The organism is Advenella mimigardefordensis DPN7, from assembly GCF_000521505.1.
GTDB classification, from domain to species: domain Bacteria; phylum Pseudomonadota; class Gammaproteobacteria; order Burkholderiales; family Burkholderiaceae_B; genus Advenella; species Advenella mimigardefordensis.
The window spans coordinates 2,232,298-2,246,987 of record NZ_CP003915.1; the positions used below are offsets into that span (position 1 = coordinate 2,232,298).

Consider the following 14,690-nt stretch of genomic DNA (forward strand, 5'->3'; position numbering starts at 1 on the left):
TTATGGATACTTCAATTATTTTTCTCGCCATACTGGTCGTGCTGGTACTGGTATTTCTGGTCAAGTCCATTGCCATCGTACCGCAACAGAATGCGTGGATTATTGAAAGGCTGGGCCGGTATGACCGCACGCTGTCGCCGGGTGCCCGCTTTATCATTCCTTTTGTTGACCGGGTAGCCTATAAACACTCGCTAAAAGAAATCCCACTGGATGTCCCCAGCCAGATCTGCATTACCCGAGACAACACCCAGTTGCAGGTTGATGGTGTTATTTACTTCCAGGTTACCGATCCCATGCTTGCCTCCTATGGCTCGTCCAATTACATCTCGGCTATTACGCAACTGGCACAAACCACCTTGCGCTCGGTCATCGGTCGCATGGAACTGGACAAAACCTTTGAAGAACGGGAAGCAATCAACAGCACCATCGTTTCTTCACTTGACGAAGCGGCAACCAACTGGGGTGTCAAGGTGTTGCGCTACGAAATCAAGGATTTGACGCCTCCTAATGAGATCCTGCGTGCCATGCAGGCCCAGATTACCGCAGAGCGTGAGAAACGCGCCCTGATTGCCGCCTCAGAAGGCCGCCGGCAGGAGCAGATCAATATTGCCACCGGTGAGCGCGAAGCCGCCATCGCTCGTTCTGAAGGCGAGAAGCAGGCTCAGATCAATCAGGCTCAGGGTGAAGCGGCGGCAGTGGTGGCCATCGCCGAGGCCACCGCCCAGGCGATCGGACAGGTGGCACACGCAATCGAACAGCCCGGTGGAATGGCAGCGGTCAATCTGCGCGTAGCGGAAAATTATGTTGATGCGTTTGCGAATGTGGCCAAAGAAGGCAATACCCTCATTTTGCCGGCCAATCTGTCCGATGTAGGAGGACTGATCGCGTCGGCCATGACCGTTGTCAAGGCGACCGGGCAGGGCAAGTAGGGGCGTTTCGGCCTGATCCATTCCGGGCGCAGTTATTCCGAAAAGCACTGATCGGGACGGCGCTACCCGGGGCGGAGCTACTCGGGGCAGCGCTGCTGGTGCAGAAGCGTTTCGGGAATGTTGTTCTGGGCTCCGCAAGCAGGACCACGGGTGTGATTCTGCTTGTCGCCAGAAATTGGCTTTGGAAAAAGACTGGGTGCCTCAGGGCATTTTGTTCACGGTCAGGGCGTTATGCCAGTGATGTCGGTAATGCGGGTTTGATTGATTTGAATCAGGAATCACGTCTGCGGGTATCGTGTTTCATAATCCGCTCTTTCTCGCGCTGCCAGTCTTTGTCACGGGCACTGTCCCGTTTATCGTGCAGCTTTTTACCTTTACCCAGGCCAAACTCAAGCTTGATTTTGCTATTGCGAAAGTGCAGATTCAGTGGCACCAGCGTATAGCCGCGGATTTCCACCTTACCAATGAGTTTATTGATCTCGTTCTTGTGCAGCAGTAATTTGCGAGTACGGGTCGCGTTGGGGTGAATATGCGTTGAGGCAGTCGCCAGCGGGCTGACATGCATATTCAGCAACTGTAATTCGCCGTCACGCACAATGACATAACTCTCGCCAAGTTGTACGCGGCCCGCCCGGATGGACTTCACTTCCCAGCCCTCCAGAACGATACCCGCTTCAAAGCGCTCTTCAATGAAATAATCGTGGGTTGCCTTGCGATTGTCGGTAATGCTCATGTTTGATTTTATAAATGGATTTGACCCGTTAAAATAGGGATCTGTTTAATCGCGCAAAATGCAATGATTTCACGCAATTGTAATTGAATCAACCCGCTTGTGCTGCTTGTTGATTACACTGCAGGCGTATTTTGCTTGTCACTTGTCCAACGTTGCCAATTAATTCATGTCCACTACCGTTCATCGTTCCGTTTTGCTGCCATACTCCGCTCCCGATATGTTTGCTCTGGTTGCAGACGTCGAAAAGTACCCTGAGTTCATGCCCTGGTGCGGCGGATCGCAGGTGCTGGAAAAGGATGACAATGGCATGACAGCATCAGTCACGATCAGTTTTGCCGGGCTCAAGCAAACCTTCACCACCCGCAATACGCATCACTTTCCAGATAAGATCCATCTGCATCTGGTAGATGGCCCGTTCTCTGCCCTGAATGGAACCTGGGAATTTATCGCACTGGCGCCGGATGCCTGTAAGGTGCAGTTTGCTCTGGATTATGCCTTCAACAGCCGTTCCCTTGAAATGCTGGTGGGACCGGTGTTCAACCGTATTGCCAATAGCTTCATCGACTCCTTTACCAAACGGGCCGAGCAGATTTATGCCTGAAGAGCAGATGACCATTACCGTTTGCTATGCGCATTCAGCTGCTCAGGTGTGGCTGTCTACCATCACCTTGCCTTGTGGCAGCACCATTGAACAAGCGATTAACGCATCGGATGTATATGCTGCATGTAATATTACCGCTGCAGATATTGCCGACATCGGCGTGTTCGGCGTGCGCAAGTCGCCCGATTATGTATTGCGCATGGGTGATCGCGTTGAATTATATCGCCAGCTGACCTTTGATCCCATGGAGTCACGGCGCAGACGTGCTGCCCACCGCAAGGCCGGTATTCTTAAACGCAAGCATCTGAAGAAAAGCAAGGTGGCCTGGCAGGAGTATATGGGGTCTACCCCTGTAAATAACAAGAAGGGAAATGATTAACGGCGCGCGCCATATATAATGGTTGCCAGCCTGGCTGCGGGTGAATGTCGCTCTGGACTGACACAATACGCACAGACAATACGCACAGCCATAGAAACATCAGCCGGATGATAGCAATCCGGTAATAGGTATAACAGAAGGACAGAAGGAGACAGAATGACCGCCCCCGTTTTATTTCAGGAAAAACCTTTAGCCAGCCAGGGTCGCTACGGTGTTGCCACGCTGAATCAGCCAGCCAAGCTCAATAGCCTGTCGCTTGACATGTGCCAGTTGCTGACCGATCAACTAACGCGCTGGGAGCAGGACCCCTCTATCGCATTTGTCATATTCGAAGGGGCAGGGGAAAAGGCTTTCTGCGCAGGCGGGGATTTGCATCAGATGTATGCCAGCATGCAGCAGAATGCTGGTAAACCGGCTGCGGACAATGCCTATGCTGCCCAATTTTTTGCTGTCGAGTACCGTCTGGACTATCAGATCCACACCTACAGCAAGCCGATTATCTGCTGGGGCCACGGTGTTGTGATGGGCGGTGGGATCGGCCTGATGGCCGGCACGTCGCATCGCGTGGTCAGCGAATCATCGCGACTGGCCATGCCCGAAGTGACCATCGGTCTGTTTCCTGATGTTGGGGGCAGTTGGGACCTGAATCACCTGCCCGGTCGTATAGGCCGTTTTCTGGCCGCTACCGGCGCCATTTTAAACGCGGCCGATTCCCTGTTCACCGGCATGGCCGATTATTGCGTTCGTCATGCAGACTGGTCTGCCATCATTGCCGACCTGGAACGTGTAGATATGGCTCAAACTGCAGGCAGGCGCCAGCTTGATCAGCACATCCACGAGGTGCTAACACAGCACAGTGCGGCTGCAACGCTGGATGCGGGGCCATTGCAGACGCATTATGCCTTGCTGAGCGCACTCTGCAACAATCGTGACATTTCCAGCCTGTATCGTGCGTTCGCGGCGCTGGCCGATCATGCTGATCCATGGCTGGTACGCGCGGCACAGACCATGCTCAAGGGTGCGCCGCTCTCGGTTGCACTGGGTCTTACGCTGCAAGAGCGAGCGCTGCACCTGTCACTCGCACAGGTATTTCAACTTGAATACAATGTGGCGCTCAATTGTTGTGCGCACGGGCAATTGCAGGAAGGCATACGGGCGTTACTGGTGGACAAGGATAAAAATCCGCAGTGGCAGCCGACAAGCATTGAGCAGATTACCCCAGCCGAGATCGACGCCTTGCTGGCTTGCCCCTGGCCTAGTGCAGCAGATAGTCCGCTGGCCGATCTGGGCCAGGTCAGGATCTAGGCCAGGGCAGGCTTATCCAGTGGGTAGGGTATAGTCAACTGTGTAATCGCCGGGCCATTTTCATCGCCCAGCACGAGTTGATTATGTTCCGCCGCTTCCAGTCGCACTTCAAACAGCAGGTAGAGCGTATCGGCCAGTGTTGCCGCATTCACAATCTGACCACTGGGTTCTTTTGTATTTGTGCTGTCTGTAATGTCGGTTCCCGGGGCGACGGCTGCGGCTGGCGGATTATGACAGATGCCATTGAGCATGCGGCGCTTCAGCTTGCCCCGGTAATGACTGCGGGCAACCACTTCCTGACCTGGATAGCAGCCTTTGGTAAAACTGATCGCGCCAATGGCATCCAGGTTCAAATCCTGGGGGATGAACATTTCCTGGCTGGCTTTTTCCACCCACGGCAGACCGGCCAGAATATCCAGAACCGCCCATTGCGCCGGCAGGCCAGTCTGCGCCTGAACTGACGCAATACCCTTCTCGGCAATCAGAATGCCACGCTGCAGGCCGCCAGTAGCAGGTAGTCCGAATTGGAGCATGGATTCAGTTGCAATAATCTGCCAGGGTTCGGGGCGGGCCAGTGGCGTATCCAAGATCGTGTTTTCACCCGCCCAGTAGGCGTAGGGCGTGAGCGCTGTCTCTTCTATTGTGACCTTGGCGCGCAATACGAACATCCGTAAGCGCCTGGCAAAGCTCTCCGCAATATCGCTGCGTATCATCAATTGATAGACGATATCTTGCGGTGCCTGAGGCTGGGCCTGTTGCCAGAAAATAAAACTGGCCAGCATGCGACCCTTGGCCGTGCAATAGGCAGACAGCCGGGCCGAATCCGTTGTAGCTGCCTGAACGTCCTGAGTAAACTGTCCCTGCAGAAATGTCTGGGCATCGGCGCCGCGAATCGTCAGAATGCGGTATTCGGAAAGAGGGGTAATGTGCAGCGGCGTATCTGGGGTGAAACCGCTAGGTTCCGTAGACATAAAATCATTCCTTTTTATAGCAGTGCAACCCGGGCAATAGGCTATCGGGTCTCGCTCTGATTATCATGCCTGATATCGTAACGTATTGAATAGGGTTTTTGCGGCTAAACAATGAAGGGATCAGGGATTCCCGGCAGATTGGCGCCGCCCGCGACCTCCGGTGCCTGATACAATAGTCGGTCTGTAGATGTCAGGCCCGGCGGATCCTTATTTGTACTCATGAAATTATTCAAATATATTATTTTTTCGTTCTTAATTTGCGTCCTGCTGCTGGCCGCAGGTCTTGCGGGCAAGGTGTGGCACTGGACCAAAACCCCAGCCCCCATGAACGCCGATGTGATCGATTACAGCGTGCCGCGCGGCAGCACGATTGCATCGGTCGCCCAGAACATGGCCGCCGCAGGCATCCAGATTGAACCGTATCTGTTTGTTATGTATGCGCGCTATACCGGCCAGGATCGGCAACTCAAGGCCGGCGCGTATGAAGCCAAGCGAGGCGATACGCCGGTAGACCTGCTGACTCGTATGGCGGCGGGGCAGACCAGTAAAAGCCGGTTTCAGATTATCGAAGGCTGGTCCTATCGGCAGATTCGCGCAACCCTGAAAAACAATCCGAATATTACGCAGACGCTGGATAATATGAGTGATGCCCAGCTTCTCGAGAAGCTGGGTGTTCCCTATGACAGCCCTGAAGGGCTGTTCTTTCCCGATACCTATGTTTTTGTACCGGGTGACACCGATATGGATATTCTGAGGCGGGCCTATACCGAAGGGCAGCAACGCCTTGCTGCAGTGTGGGACGCTCGCGATAGTAACCTGCCATTAAAAACGCCCTATGATGCCTTGATTCTGGCTTCAATCATCGAAAAGGAAACCGGGCATGAAATGGATCGTCGTCGGGTCGCAGGGGTGTTTGTCAACCGTCTGGACAAAAAGATGCTGCTGCAAACCGACCCTACCGTTATCTACGGGATGCAGGAAGCGTACCAGGGCGTTATTACCAAAAACGATTTGACCACCGATACGCCCTGGAATACCTATACGCGGGGAGGACTGCCGCCTACACCGATAGCCAGCCCTGGTTTGTTGTCACTGCAGGCGGCGGTTCACCCCGAACGGCATAAGTACCTGTATTTCGTGTCGCGGGGCGATGGTACCAGCGAGTTTTCTGAAGATCTGCGCGGACACAACCGCAACGTCAATACTTATATCCTGAAAAAGGGCACACAATGAAGGGTTTTTTTCTCACACTCGAAGGCGTGGACGGCGCTGGTAAAAGCTCGCATATCGGCCATTTGCGCGAGCTGTGCGAGTCGCTGGGACACGAAGTGGTGATGACCCGGGAACCGGGGGGGACGCCCATCAGCGAAGCCCTGCGCGCCATGCTTTTGAAAGAGTCCATGCACATGGAAACGGAAACGTTACTGATGTTTGCCGCCAGACAGGAACACATTTTGTCCGTGATCGCGCCTGCCCTGGCCTCTGGTAAAATCGTGATTAGTGACCGCTTCACTGATGCAACCTATGCTTATCAGGGTGGCGGACGTCATTTCCCTGCGGAGCGCATTCAAATTCTCGAAAACTGGGTCCAGCAGCAGTTACAGCCAGACCTGACCATCCTTTTTGATGTTCCCCTGGAAGTGGCGCGCGAACGCCTGGAAAAAAGTCGTGAACAGGATCGCTTCGAACGCGAGGGCAGTGCCTTTTTTGAGCGTGTCCGCGCGGCATATCATGCGCGGGTCAGTGCCGATCCTGGCCGCTTCTATACAGTAGACTCCAGCCGGCCCAAAGCCGACATTACGCAGCAACTGCAGGACTTGGTGAAAACCAGACTGGCACAGCATGCTGCACAAGGGTAATCATTCATGACAGCGATCGCTTCCTTTTTCCCCTGGCAAATCGCGAGCGCCGGTAACTGGTTGAGTGACCGCGAACGGTTTGCGCATGCCTGGCTGATATACGGCCCGCCTGGTATTGGCAAACTTACTTTCGCGCGCGCAGCGGCGGCCAGTCTGCTATGTGAGCGACCAAGCGGGGGCCTGGCTTGCGGGACCTGTGAATCCTGCTCCTGGATTGCCAATGACGCGCATCCCGATCTGCGTCTGGTGCTACCCGACAGGCTGGCCCAGCAATATGGCTTGCAGGAAGCTGCCACGGCATCGGATACGAAAGACGAGACCACGACCAAAAAAGCATCGGGTGAGATCCGTATCGACCAGGTCCGACAACTGGATTCGCTGCTCAGCGTCACCACGCACCGCAGCGGCATGCGTGTCATTATTCTGTTTCCTGCTGAAACCCTGAATACCGCCTCGGCGAATTACCTGCTCAAATCAGTGGAAGAGCCTGCGCCGGGCACAGTTTTCCTGTTTGTTTCTCACGCGCCGGATAAAGTATTGCCCACGCTGTTGTCGCGATGCCGCCGGCTCTGTCTGCCCATGCCCGCGCGTGACGAGGGGCTGGCCTGGCTGCAGACGCAGGGGCTGTCCGAATCGGATGCTGACACCTGGCTGCATGCCAGCGGCGGTGCGCCGGTAGGCGCGCTCACACTCAGTAGCTCCAGTACGGAACCCGTCAGCTATTGGCTGGGTTCGTTTGCGCAAACCCTGGCCGACAGAACCATGCCCGATATGGCAGAATACCTGCCCAAATTGGAAAAATTACAGCCCGAAGAATGGCTGGGATCGTTACAACGCCTCTTTACCGACCTGATGTTGCAAAGCAATGGCCTGCCACTGCGTTATTTTCCGCGCCTGGCTCCATTCATTAAGGCGATGGCGGCCGAGCTGAGCGCAACCAGAATCAGCCAAACCTCTGTGTGGCTCGCGCGACAGCAGCGCATTGCAGATCACCCGCTGAATGCCAGATTGTTCATTCAGTCTGTCTTGCAGCGCGTGTGTGTCACCTGCCTGTCTAAAAATGGATAAACGGAACGTGTTATGTATGTAGACTCTCATTGCCATCTCGATTTCCCGCAGTTGCAGGAAAATCTGCCTGGCATTCTCGACAATATGAAACGCAATCAGGTGAGTCACGCCCTGTGTGTGAGCGTGAATCTGCCCGACTGGCCACGGATTGTCAGTCTGATCGATACCCATGACAATCTCTGGGGTTCGGTAGGTGTGCACCCTGATTATGAGGACACGCCGGAACCCGATGTGGAAACCCTGTGTCGCCATGCCCGGCACCGCAAGATCGTAGCAATCGGCGAAACCGGCCTGGACTACTATCGTTTGTCAGAGCCGCTGGACTGGCAGCGCAACCGCTTTCGGGTCCATATTCGTGCTGCCAATGAAGCAGGGCTGCCCTTGATCATTCACACGCGCTCCTCTGCAGAAGATACCTTGCAACTGATGCGTGAAGAAAATGCAGCCGGTTGTGGCGGCGTCATGCACTGTTTCACTGAAAGCTGGGACGTTGCTCAGCGGGCAATGGAACAGAATTTTTATATCTCACTTTCAGGCATTGTCACCTTCAAGAATGCCGTACAACTGCAGGAAGTGGCGCGCCTGATGCCACTGGATCGACTGCTAATTGAAACCGATTCGCCCTATCTGGCGCCGGTACCGTATAGGGGCAAGCTCAACGACCCCTCCAAAGTGATTCATGTTGCCGAAAAAATCGCCGAATTGAAACAAATCCCGGTAAACGAAGTGGCTGAAGCAACAACGAACAATTTTTTCAATTTATTCAAAAAGATACAATGATTATTTGATATATTGGTTTAAGTTTTGTACGATTGTTTTAAATTTACAATTATTTAAATTATCTTAATTAATTCATAGAATTAGGAGATATACATGATGTATTACAGGAGCAAGAGTCTGGTACTGAAAAAAGCGGTATTGGCATCTATGCTGGCCGTTGCGGTCAGTGCGTGCGCAGCAACCGCCGGCGGCAGTAGCGGCTTGTGGAATGACATTAAAAACAATCGCGCCAGCGAAGTGACTCAGGCGCTTTCGCAGGGAGCCGATCCCAATGTGGTTAACGAAAATGGTGAACCTGCGCTGATTCAGGCCATCCGCGACCAGTCAATGGGCGTGTTCGATGCGCTGGCTGCGAATCCCAAGACAGATGTCAATGCCGTGAACCGCACGGGTGAAACGCCTCTGATGTACCTGGCGATTATTGGCGATCTGCCACGCGTGCAGAAACTGGTTGCGCGCGGAGCGAAAGTGAATCGTCTGGGCTGGACACCCTTACATTACGCGGCGTCCAAAGGGCATGCAGACGTGGTTACATTCCTGCTGAGTAAGGGTGCGTATCCCAATGCGCCGGCACCGGATGGCAGTTCACCGTTGCTGATGGCGGTCGCCTCGAAGAACGCCGATACGGTGCGGGCACTGGTTGCCGCGGGTGCCGATCCGCGAGCGATCAACCAGAAGAACGTGAGCGCGCTGGATATGGCTCGCAAATTGGGTAACAGTGACGTTCTTAACGCCTTGGGTACAAAATAAGGACAAGCGATCATGACCTGGTATTTGAAATCCCGTGTGGCCGCCATGTCATCCCTTTCTGTGGCGGTGGGTGTGGCGTGTGCGTTGGCTGCAGGGGTTGCTCACGCAGAGCAGAGCTATTGCGACAGCCCCTGGCTTGCTGCCAATACCCGTCTGTCTGGCTCGGTGGACGGGGCAACAGCCAGATTTTCGGTACTGGTCAATCAGGTTAACCGGGTAAGTGCGAATCAATGTACTGCCCAGCTAACCGTTGACGCCGACGCGCCGATTGCCGGACAACGGATTCAGGGCACCGGACCTTTCACGCTGACGGTGGAGCAGGGCAGGTCTACGCTCAATGGCTCATTTGATGCCTCGGGGCTCATGAATACGCTGATGAAGACCTCGGTTCAGAGCGCGTTAACCGGCTTCTTTCTTAAGCCAGCCAATATCGTCAACCCGGGCGATACGCTTGCGCCGATGTCTGGTCAGTCAAATGTCAACCTGACGGTGACCCTGCAAAATGGCATTCCCCTGAATCAGATTAATGTTAGCAATGCCTCCATTTCCACCGGCCCCAGAAAGGTTGGCAACCTGCAGAGCCACGAGACGTCTGTCGGCACACTGCAATGCATGCCGGTAAGCTATACGGCAACCACGTCTGGTGGTAACCTTAGCGGTGCACCGGCAGGCAACGGTAATGCAACGCACTCCGGTACCGCACAGGTGACAGACTGGTACTGTCCCGAAAAAGGCCTGACGATGGAATCGGTAGTGACGCGTGGCAGCAAGAAAACCCGGGTGGTTATCAACAGCATTCAGTAAGGCGGCGGCGTCACGGGTAACGTGCTTTCCTGTTGTGCGATGCAATTTGCTATGGTTTGAAACATACATTTATTACGTCCCTATTTAATTTTTGATAAGCAAAAACGGGGACGCATCAACTTAGCGTTACACTTGTGCTTTATCTGATCATGTCAAGGAGACGATTTTGAGCCAGGATACATCCAGCAACCGCCAACACGCCTTACCTTCCTACCTGAATTCGGAAGATCTGGGGGCATGGGGCATCTATCTGCAACAAGTGGATCGGGTTACACCGTATCTGGGGTCACTGCAACGCTGGGTTGAAACGCTCAAACGTCCCAAGCGGTCACTGATTGTCGATATCCCCGTGGAACTGGATAATGGCACTGTTGCTCACTTCGAAGGCTATCGGGTGCAGCACAATACGTCGCGCGGTCCGGGTAAAGGCGGGGTGCGTTTTCACCAGGACGTCTGCCTGTCGGAAGTGATGGCGCTGGCAGCCTGGATGTCGATCAAGAATGCAGCGGTGAATCTGCCTTTCGGCGGCGCCAAAGGGGGTGTCCGTATCGATCCCCGGAATTATTCCAAGGCGGAACTGGAAAAAGTGACCCGGCGCTACACCAGCGAGATCGGCGTCATTATCGGCCCCGCCAAAGATATTCCTGCACCCGACGTCAATACCAATCCACAAACCATGGCGTGGATGATGGATACCTATTCCATGAACGTAGGCGCGACAGCGACCGGCGTTGTTACCGGCAAACCCATCTCCCTGGGCGGTAGCCTGGGTCGTGTTGAAGCCACCGGCCGCGGCGTGTTTGTGGTCGGATGTGAAGCAGCCAGAGATCTGAATCTGTCGGTTGAAGGCGCTCGCGTCGCAGTTCAGGGTTTTGGTAATGTGGGTGGTACGGCAGCACGCCTCTTTTTTGAAGCGGGTGCCAAAGTGGTTGCCGTACAGGATCATACAGCCGCAATCCGGAACACCAATGGTATTCAGGTACATGAACTGCTGGCACACGTGGAAAAACATGCCGGCATCAAGGGCTTTGCAGGTGCAGAAGAAGTGGCTATTGACGACTTCTGGTCGGTGCAGACCGACTTTCTGATCCCGGCCGCTCTGGAAAACCAGATTGATGCCCGTGTCGCCAATCTGGTCAATGCCAAAATCGTGGTGGAAGGCGCCAACGGCCCGACCACGCCCGAAGCCGATGATATCCTGACCGAAAAGGGCGTATATGTGGTACCCGATGTACTTGCCAATGCCGGCGGTGTGACGGTCAGTTATTTTGAATGGGTTCAGGATTTCTCCAGCTTTTTCTGGACAGAAGACGAAATCAATCACAGACTGGAACGCCTGATGCGCGAAGCCTATCGTGCAGTGTCCGAGGTGGCTAAATATAACTCGGTCACATTGCGTACGGCAGCCTTTATTGTGGCGTGCTCGCGGATCCTGGAATCACGCGAAGTGCGTGGCCTGTACCCCTGATCTGCATTCTTGTGGTCGCAGGGTCAGCCCGATCCTGCGACCAGATATTGCTGTGTTGTAAACAGACGCGCGCCAGACAGGCAACCTTGTCCGGGGCGCGGGCAACATGCTATTATCTGAGCCTTGCGGAGATGGCTATCCTCCCGGCTTTGCCCGAACTGCTGTCAAACGGACAGATAATGATACCTGCACAACCTTCTGCCTGGTGCTTGCAACCAGAGGCAGTGGGCAAAGCAGGTATTTTTTGTGCCTGCAAATCATCCAACCTTCACGGAGTCACTCCATGCTGCAATCTCTGGTTATGATAAGCGTCGGCGCATCTTGCGGAGCGATCATACGCTGGGCTTTGGGTCTGGCGCTCAATAACACCTTCCATTCCATTGCCTTAGGTACCCTGGTCGCCAACCTGGGCGGCGGCTATCTGATTGGCCTGGCATTGGGTGTATTCGCGGCCGTTCCCTCCATTCCTGCAGAATGGCGGTTGCTTATCGTTACCGGGTTTCTGGGCGGGCTCACCACGTTTTCTACGTTTTCAGCTGAAGTCACGATACTGCTGCATCAGGGAAAAATCCAGTGGGCCCTGCTGGAAATCGGTCTGCACGTACTCGGTTCGCTGGCATTAACCGGTCTGGGTTTCTATACGGTGACTGCCTTTCGGCGTATGTATGAATAGGGATGGCCAGCGTCTGACCCTTCAACGATATAGGCAGTGGGCGCGGGTGTAAGGCCATATCAGAAATGGCATTACGCCAGCGCATCTGGCCGATTCCTTCCTGTGTATCAAAGCCCGCAACTCCGATCTGCATGTTCGAACTGCGCAGACCAGGCGCAAGTCATTTGGCGTCGCTGTTTATGCCAAAAAGAATTTTTTTGGCTTCATCATCATTGGGAGGCTGCCCGGGATTCACCTGATCAACCAGGGCATAAGCGCGTTTTGTCGCCGGGCGTGCTGCTATCGCCTCAAACCAGCGCTTCAGATTAGGAAAATCATCAAGATTCTGCTGCTGGCGCTCATAGGGGACTACCCAGGGATAGCAAGCCATATCGGCGATGGAATAATCACCAACGATAAATTCGCGATCCTGAAGACGGCGATCCAGTACGCCATATAGTCTGGCCGTTTCTTTAACGTAGCGGTTAATGGCGTATTCGATTTTCTCCGGCGCGTACACGCCAAAGTGATGATTCTGGCCTGCCATGGGGCCCAGGCCGCCCATTTGCCAATTCAGCCATTCCAGTGTCTGGGTCCTGGCACGCAGGTCAGTGGCCATGAATTTGCCGGTTTTTTCAGCCAGATATTGCAGGATGGCACCCGATTCAAACACCGAAATCGCATCGCCATGGTCGTTGGGGTTATTGTCCACAATCGCGGGAATGCGGTTATTGGGGGCAATCTTCAGAAACGCCGGGGCAAACTGATCACCTTTGCCAATATTGATGGGATGAATAGTGTATTCCAGTCCGGTCTCTTCGAGAAACAGCGTAATTTTGTGTCCGTTGGGCGTAGTCCAGTAATAGAGATCAATCATGTCAATGCGTCCTTGATGTCCTGTTCAATGTCCTGTGGCTTTACCGTTGGTGCATAACGCTGCAGTACCTGGCCGTCGCGGCCAACAAGAAATTTCGTAAAGTTCCACTTGATCGATTGTATACCCAGCAGTCCCGGTTTTTCTCTCTTGAGCCATACATAGAGCGGATGGGCCTGCGGGCCATTGACATCAGTCTTGCGGGCAAGGGCAAAGGTCACGCCGAAATGCAGTTCGCAGAACTGTGCAATGTCCTTATCGGTTCCGGGTTCCTGGCTGCCGAACTGATTGCAGGGAAAGCCCAGCACCACCAGACCCTTGTCACGGTACTGTTCGTACAAGTGCTGCAGGCCGGTATATTGCGGGGTGAAGCCGCATTTGGACGCCACATTCACCACCAGCACAACCTTATCGCGCAACGAGGACAGTTCTAATTGACTGCCGTCCTGCAAAGTAACGTTCATTGAATAAAAATCACTCATGGCTTGTCCCTTTCGGTATCGGTCACCGGTGGAGCAGGTGACGTGGTCGCGCAGCCGATAGAAGCGGCGACGATAAAAGCGATCGCCAGCCACTGCGCCAGCGTAAGCTGTTCATGCAGTATAACCAGTCCGGCCAGTGCGCCCATGGCCGGTTCCAGGCTGAGCAAAATACTCATGGTCTTGCGCGGCAGTGATCGCAGCGAAATCATTTCAAGTGAATAAGGGATTGCGCTGGACAATATGGCTACCAGCAATCCGGATAACATGAAGGCTGGCGTCAGCAACGTGGCGCCGCTATGGGCTATGCCAAAGGGCAGAACGAACATGGCTGCCACCGTGATGCCCAGCGAAGTAGCCTGGCCAGGATGAATATTGCGAGTGCGCTGACCAAACACAATGTATAGCGCCCAGAAAATGCCGGCACCGATGGCAAACATCACGCCCACCGGATCAATTGCCGATACGTCCTGCTGCGATTGCGGAATGAGCAGATACAGCCCCAGTGCCACAAACCCGATCCACAGAAAATCAATTTTCCGGCGCGAAGAAAAGATTGCCAGCGATAGCGGCCCCAGAAATTCAATCGCAATACACAGTCCCAGGGGAACGGTACGGATCGCCATATAAAACAGGAAATTGATCAACCCCAGGCACATGCCGTAACTGGCAATGGCCAGTGCATTCTTGCGTGACAGCGGAAAGCGCCAGGGTCGCCACACGCACCAGAGCAATAGCGCAGAAAATCCCAGGCGGTAGGCGGTGGTGCCCTGAGCCCCCACGGCCTCAAACAGTGACTTGGCAAACGATGTGCCGATGCACAGGGACGCCATGGAGCCCACCAGCGCAGCGATCCCCATGGTTTGTGTATATGTTCGTAATGAATTGCCTGCAGCCATACCCTCTTTTCCTTTGCGCCATTCTACCTCAAATCGGTTCTGTTTTAAGGGTTTATACCGAGGTAGTTTGTGCGAGTACCAAGCCGTGCAATCGGGTTGATGCATCGATCGAAAAGAATCCCGGAAAGGTGCCGGATAA

General features: G+C 54.1%; 17 protein-coding genes. 12 read left to right on the forward strand and 5 right to left on the reverse strand.

The features are described from left to right. Positions 1-2: 2 nt before the first annotated feature. Positions 3-929 carry an SPFH domain-containing protein gene (locus tag MIM_RS10270; protein WP_407638157.1) on the forward strand — a complete coding sequence of 309 codons (927 nt, stop codon included), beginning with the start codon at positions 3-5 and terminating at the stop codon, positions 927-929. A gap of 271 nt (positions 930-1,200) precedes the next feature. Here MIM_RS10270 and smpB read toward each other — a convergent pair whose 3' ends face one another. Then, on the reverse strand, positions 1,201-1,662 hold the full coding sequence (gene smpB, locus MIM_RS10275) for an SsrA-binding protein SmpB (protein ID WP_025372670.1): 462 nt from the start codon (positions 1,660-1,662) through the stop codon (positions 1,201-1,203). A 166-nt stretch (positions 1,663-1,828) separates the two neighbouring features. On the opposite strand from smpB, the gene MIM_RS10280 reads away from it, so the two are divergent. The 3 genes from MIM_RS10280 to MIM_RS10290 all read left to right on the forward strand — a co-directional run bounded on the left by MIM_RS10280 (position 1,829) and on the right by MIM_RS10290 (position 3,947). Then, entirely contained in the window at positions 1,829-2,263 is a 435-nt protein-coding gene (locus MIM_RS10280) for a type II toxin-antitoxin system RatA family toxin (RefSeq protein ID WP_042070209.1), read from the forward strand. Further along, positions 2,256-2,642 (forward strand): RnfH family protein, encoded by a 387-nt coding sequence (locus MIM_RS10285; RefSeq protein WP_042070211.1) that lies wholly within the window; start codon positions 2,256-2,258, stop codon positions 2,640-2,642. Before MIM_RS10280 ends, MIM_RS10285 begins: the two co-directional genes overlap by 8 nt. A gap of 156 nt (positions 2,643-2,798) precedes the next feature. After that, complete coding sequence (locus tag MIM_RS10290; RefSeq protein ID WP_025372673.1) at positions 2,799-3,947, forward strand: enoyl-CoA hydratase/isomerase family protein; 1,149 nt, start codon at positions 2,799-2,801, stop codon at positions 3,945-3,947. On the opposite strand, the gene ygfZ is transcribed toward MIM_RS10290, so the two are convergent. Then, positions 3,944-4,918 carry a CAF17-like 4Fe-4S cluster assembly/insertion protein YgfZ gene (gene ygfZ, locus MIM_RS10295; protein ID WP_025372674.1) on the reverse strand — a complete coding sequence of 325 codons (975 nt, stop codon included), beginning with the start codon at positions 4,916-4,918 and terminating at the stop codon, positions 3,944-3,946. The genes MIM_RS10290 and ygfZ overlap by 4 nt on opposite strands. A gap of 219 nt (positions 4,919-5,137) precedes the next feature. Here ygfZ and mltG point away from each other — a divergent pair, with 219 nt between their 5' ends. The 8 genes from mltG (at position 5,138) to crcB (ending at position 12,320) form a co-directional block, all read left to right on the forward strand. Beyond that, positions 5,138-6,151: an endolytic transglycosylase MltG gene (gene mltG / locus MIM_RS10300; protein WP_025372675.1), complete on the forward strand. Its 1,014-nt coding sequence runs from the start codon at positions 5,138-5,140 to the stop codon at positions 6,149-6,151. After that, positions 6,148-6,777 (forward strand): dTMP kinase, encoded by a 630-nt coding sequence (gene tmk / locus MIM_RS10305; RefSeq protein WP_025372676.1) that lies wholly within the window; start codon positions 6,148-6,150, stop codon positions 6,775-6,777. The genes mltG and tmk overlap by 4 nt, the downstream gene beginning before the upstream one ends. Positions 6,778-6,783: 6 nt before the next feature. After that, positions 6,784-7,845 (forward strand): DNA polymerase III subunit delta', encoded by a 1,062-nt coding sequence (gene holB, locus MIM_RS10310; RefSeq protein WP_025372677.1) that lies wholly within the window; start codon positions 6,784-6,786, stop codon positions 7,843-7,845. Positions 7,846-7,857: 12 nt separating this feature from the next. Further along, positions 7,858-8,625: a TatD family hydrolase gene (locus MIM_RS10315; protein WP_025372678.1), complete on the forward strand. Its 768-nt coding sequence runs from the start codon at positions 7,858-7,860 to the stop codon at positions 8,623-8,625. Positions 8,626-8,718: 93 nt separating this feature from the next. Continuing rightward, the gene (locus tag MIM_RS10320; RefSeq protein WP_025372679.1) at positions 8,719-9,375 is read left to right on the forward strand and encodes an ankyrin repeat domain-containing protein; all 657 of its coding nucleotides are present in this window, start codon (positions 8,719-8,721) and stop codon (positions 9,373-9,375) included. A 12-nt stretch (positions 9,376-9,387) separates the two neighbouring features. Continuing rightward, a complete protein-coding gene (locus tag MIM_RS10325; protein WP_025372680.1) occupies positions 9,388-10,179 on the forward strand; it encodes a hypothetical protein in 792 nt (263 codons plus the stop codon). Positions 10,180-10,345: 166 nt separating this feature from the next. Continuing rightward, positions 10,346-11,647 carry a Glu/Leu/Phe/Val family dehydrogenase gene (locus MIM_RS10330; RefSeq protein ID WP_025372681.1) on the forward strand — a complete coding sequence of 434 codons (1,302 nt, stop codon included), beginning with the start codon at positions 10,346-10,348 and terminating at the stop codon, positions 11,645-11,647. A gap of 283 nt (positions 11,648-11,930) precedes the next feature. After that, the gene (gene crcB, locus MIM_RS10335) at positions 11,931-12,320 is read left to right on the forward strand and encodes a fluoride efflux transporter CrcB (RefSeq protein ID WP_025372682.1); all 390 of its coding nucleotides are present in this window, start codon (positions 11,931-11,933) and stop codon (positions 12,318-12,320) included. 160 nt (positions 12,321-12,480) lie between these two features. On the opposite strand, the gene MIM_RS10340 is transcribed toward crcB, so the two are convergent. Genes MIM_RS10340 through MIM_RS10350 form a run of 3 tightly spaced genes read right to left on the reverse strand, consistent with a single transcriptional unit; the run spans position 12,481 to position 14,551 of the window. Then, positions 12,481-13,176, reverse strand: a complete 696-nt coding sequence (locus tag MIM_RS10340; RefSeq protein ID WP_025372683.1) for a glutathione binding-like protein — start codon at positions 13,174-13,176, stop codon at positions 12,481-12,483. Then, the gene (locus MIM_RS10345) at positions 13,173-13,655 is read right to left on the reverse strand and encodes a glutathione peroxidase (protein ID WP_025372684.1); all 483 of its coding nucleotides are present in this window, start codon (positions 13,653-13,655) and stop codon (positions 13,173-13,175) included. Before MIM_RS10345 ends, MIM_RS10340 begins: the two co-directional genes overlap by 4 nt. Then, positions 13,652-14,551 (reverse strand): EamA family transporter, encoded by a 900-nt coding sequence (locus MIM_RS10350; RefSeq protein WP_025372685.1) that lies wholly within the window; start codon positions 14,549-14,551, stop codon positions 13,652-13,654. Before MIM_RS10350 ends, MIM_RS10345 begins: the two co-directional genes overlap by 4 nt. Positions 14,552-14,690: the final 139 nt, after the last annotated feature.

What these genes read in the sequence shown, in the direction of transcription:
- MIM_RS10340 (WP_025372683.1), bottom strand. Translation starts at nt 13,176, where the DNA reads ATGATTGATCTCTATTACTGGACTACGCCCAACGGACACAAAATTACG.
- MIM_RS10315 (WP_025372678.1), top strand. Translation starts at nt 7,858, where the DNA reads ATGTATGTAGACTCTCATTGCCATCTCGATTTCCCGCAGTTGCAGGAA.
- MIM_RS10290 (WP_025372673.1), top strand. Translation starts at nt 2,799, where the DNA reads ATGACCGCCCCCGTTTTATTTCAGGAAAAACCTTTAGCCAGCCAGGGT.
- tmk (WP_025372676.1), top strand. Translation starts at nt 6,148, where the DNA reads ATGAAGGGTTTTTTTCTCACACTCGAAGGCGTGGACGGCGCTGGTAAA.
- MIM_RS10325 (WP_025372680.1), top strand. Translation starts at nt 9,388, where the DNA reads ATGACCTGGTATTTGAAATCCCGTGTGGCCGCCATGTCATCCCTTTCT.
- MIM_RS10280 (WP_042070209.1), top strand. Translation starts at nt 1,829, where the DNA reads ATGTCCACTACCGTTCATCGTTCCGTTTTGCTGCCATACTCCGCTCCC.
- mltG (WP_025372675.1), top strand. Translation starts at nt 5,138, where the DNA reads ATGAAATTATTCAAATATATTATTTTTTCGTTCTTAATTTGCGTCCTG.
- MIM_RS10350 (WP_025372685.1), bottom strand. Translation starts at nt 14,551, where the DNA reads ATGGCTGCAGGCAATTCATTACGAACATATACACAAACCATGGGGATC.
- MIM_RS10320 (WP_025372679.1), top strand. Translation starts at nt 8,719, where the DNA reads ATGATGTATTACAGGAGCAAGAGTCTGGTACTGAAAAAAGCGGTATTG.
- MIM_RS10285 (WP_042070211.1), top strand. Translation starts at nt 2,256, where the DNA reads ATGCCTGAAGAGCAGATGACCATTACCGTTTGCTATGCGCATTCAGCT.
- ygfZ (WP_025372674.1), bottom strand. Translation starts at nt 4,918, where the DNA reads ATGTCTACGGAACCTAGCGGTTTCACCCCAGATACGCCGCTGCACATT.
- crcB (WP_025372682.1), top strand. Translation starts at nt 11,931, where the DNA reads ATGCTGCAATCTCTGGTTATGATAAGCGTCGGCGCATCTTGCGGAGCG.
- MIM_RS10270 (WP_407638157.1), top strand. Translation starts at nt 3, where the DNA reads ATGGATACTTCAATTATTTTTCTCGCCATACTGGTCGTGCTGGTACTG.
- smpB (WP_025372670.1), bottom strand. Translation starts at nt 1,662, where the DNA reads ATGAGCATTACCGACAATCGCAAGGCAACCCACGATTATTTCATTGAA.
- holB (WP_025372677.1), top strand. Translation starts at nt 6,784, where the DNA reads ATGACAGCGATCGCTTCCTTTTTCCCCTGGCAAATCGCGAGCGCCGGT.
- MIM_RS10345 (WP_025372684.1), bottom strand. Translation starts at nt 13,655, where the DNA reads ATGAGTGATTTTTATTCAATGAACGTTACTTTGCAGGACGGCAGTCAA.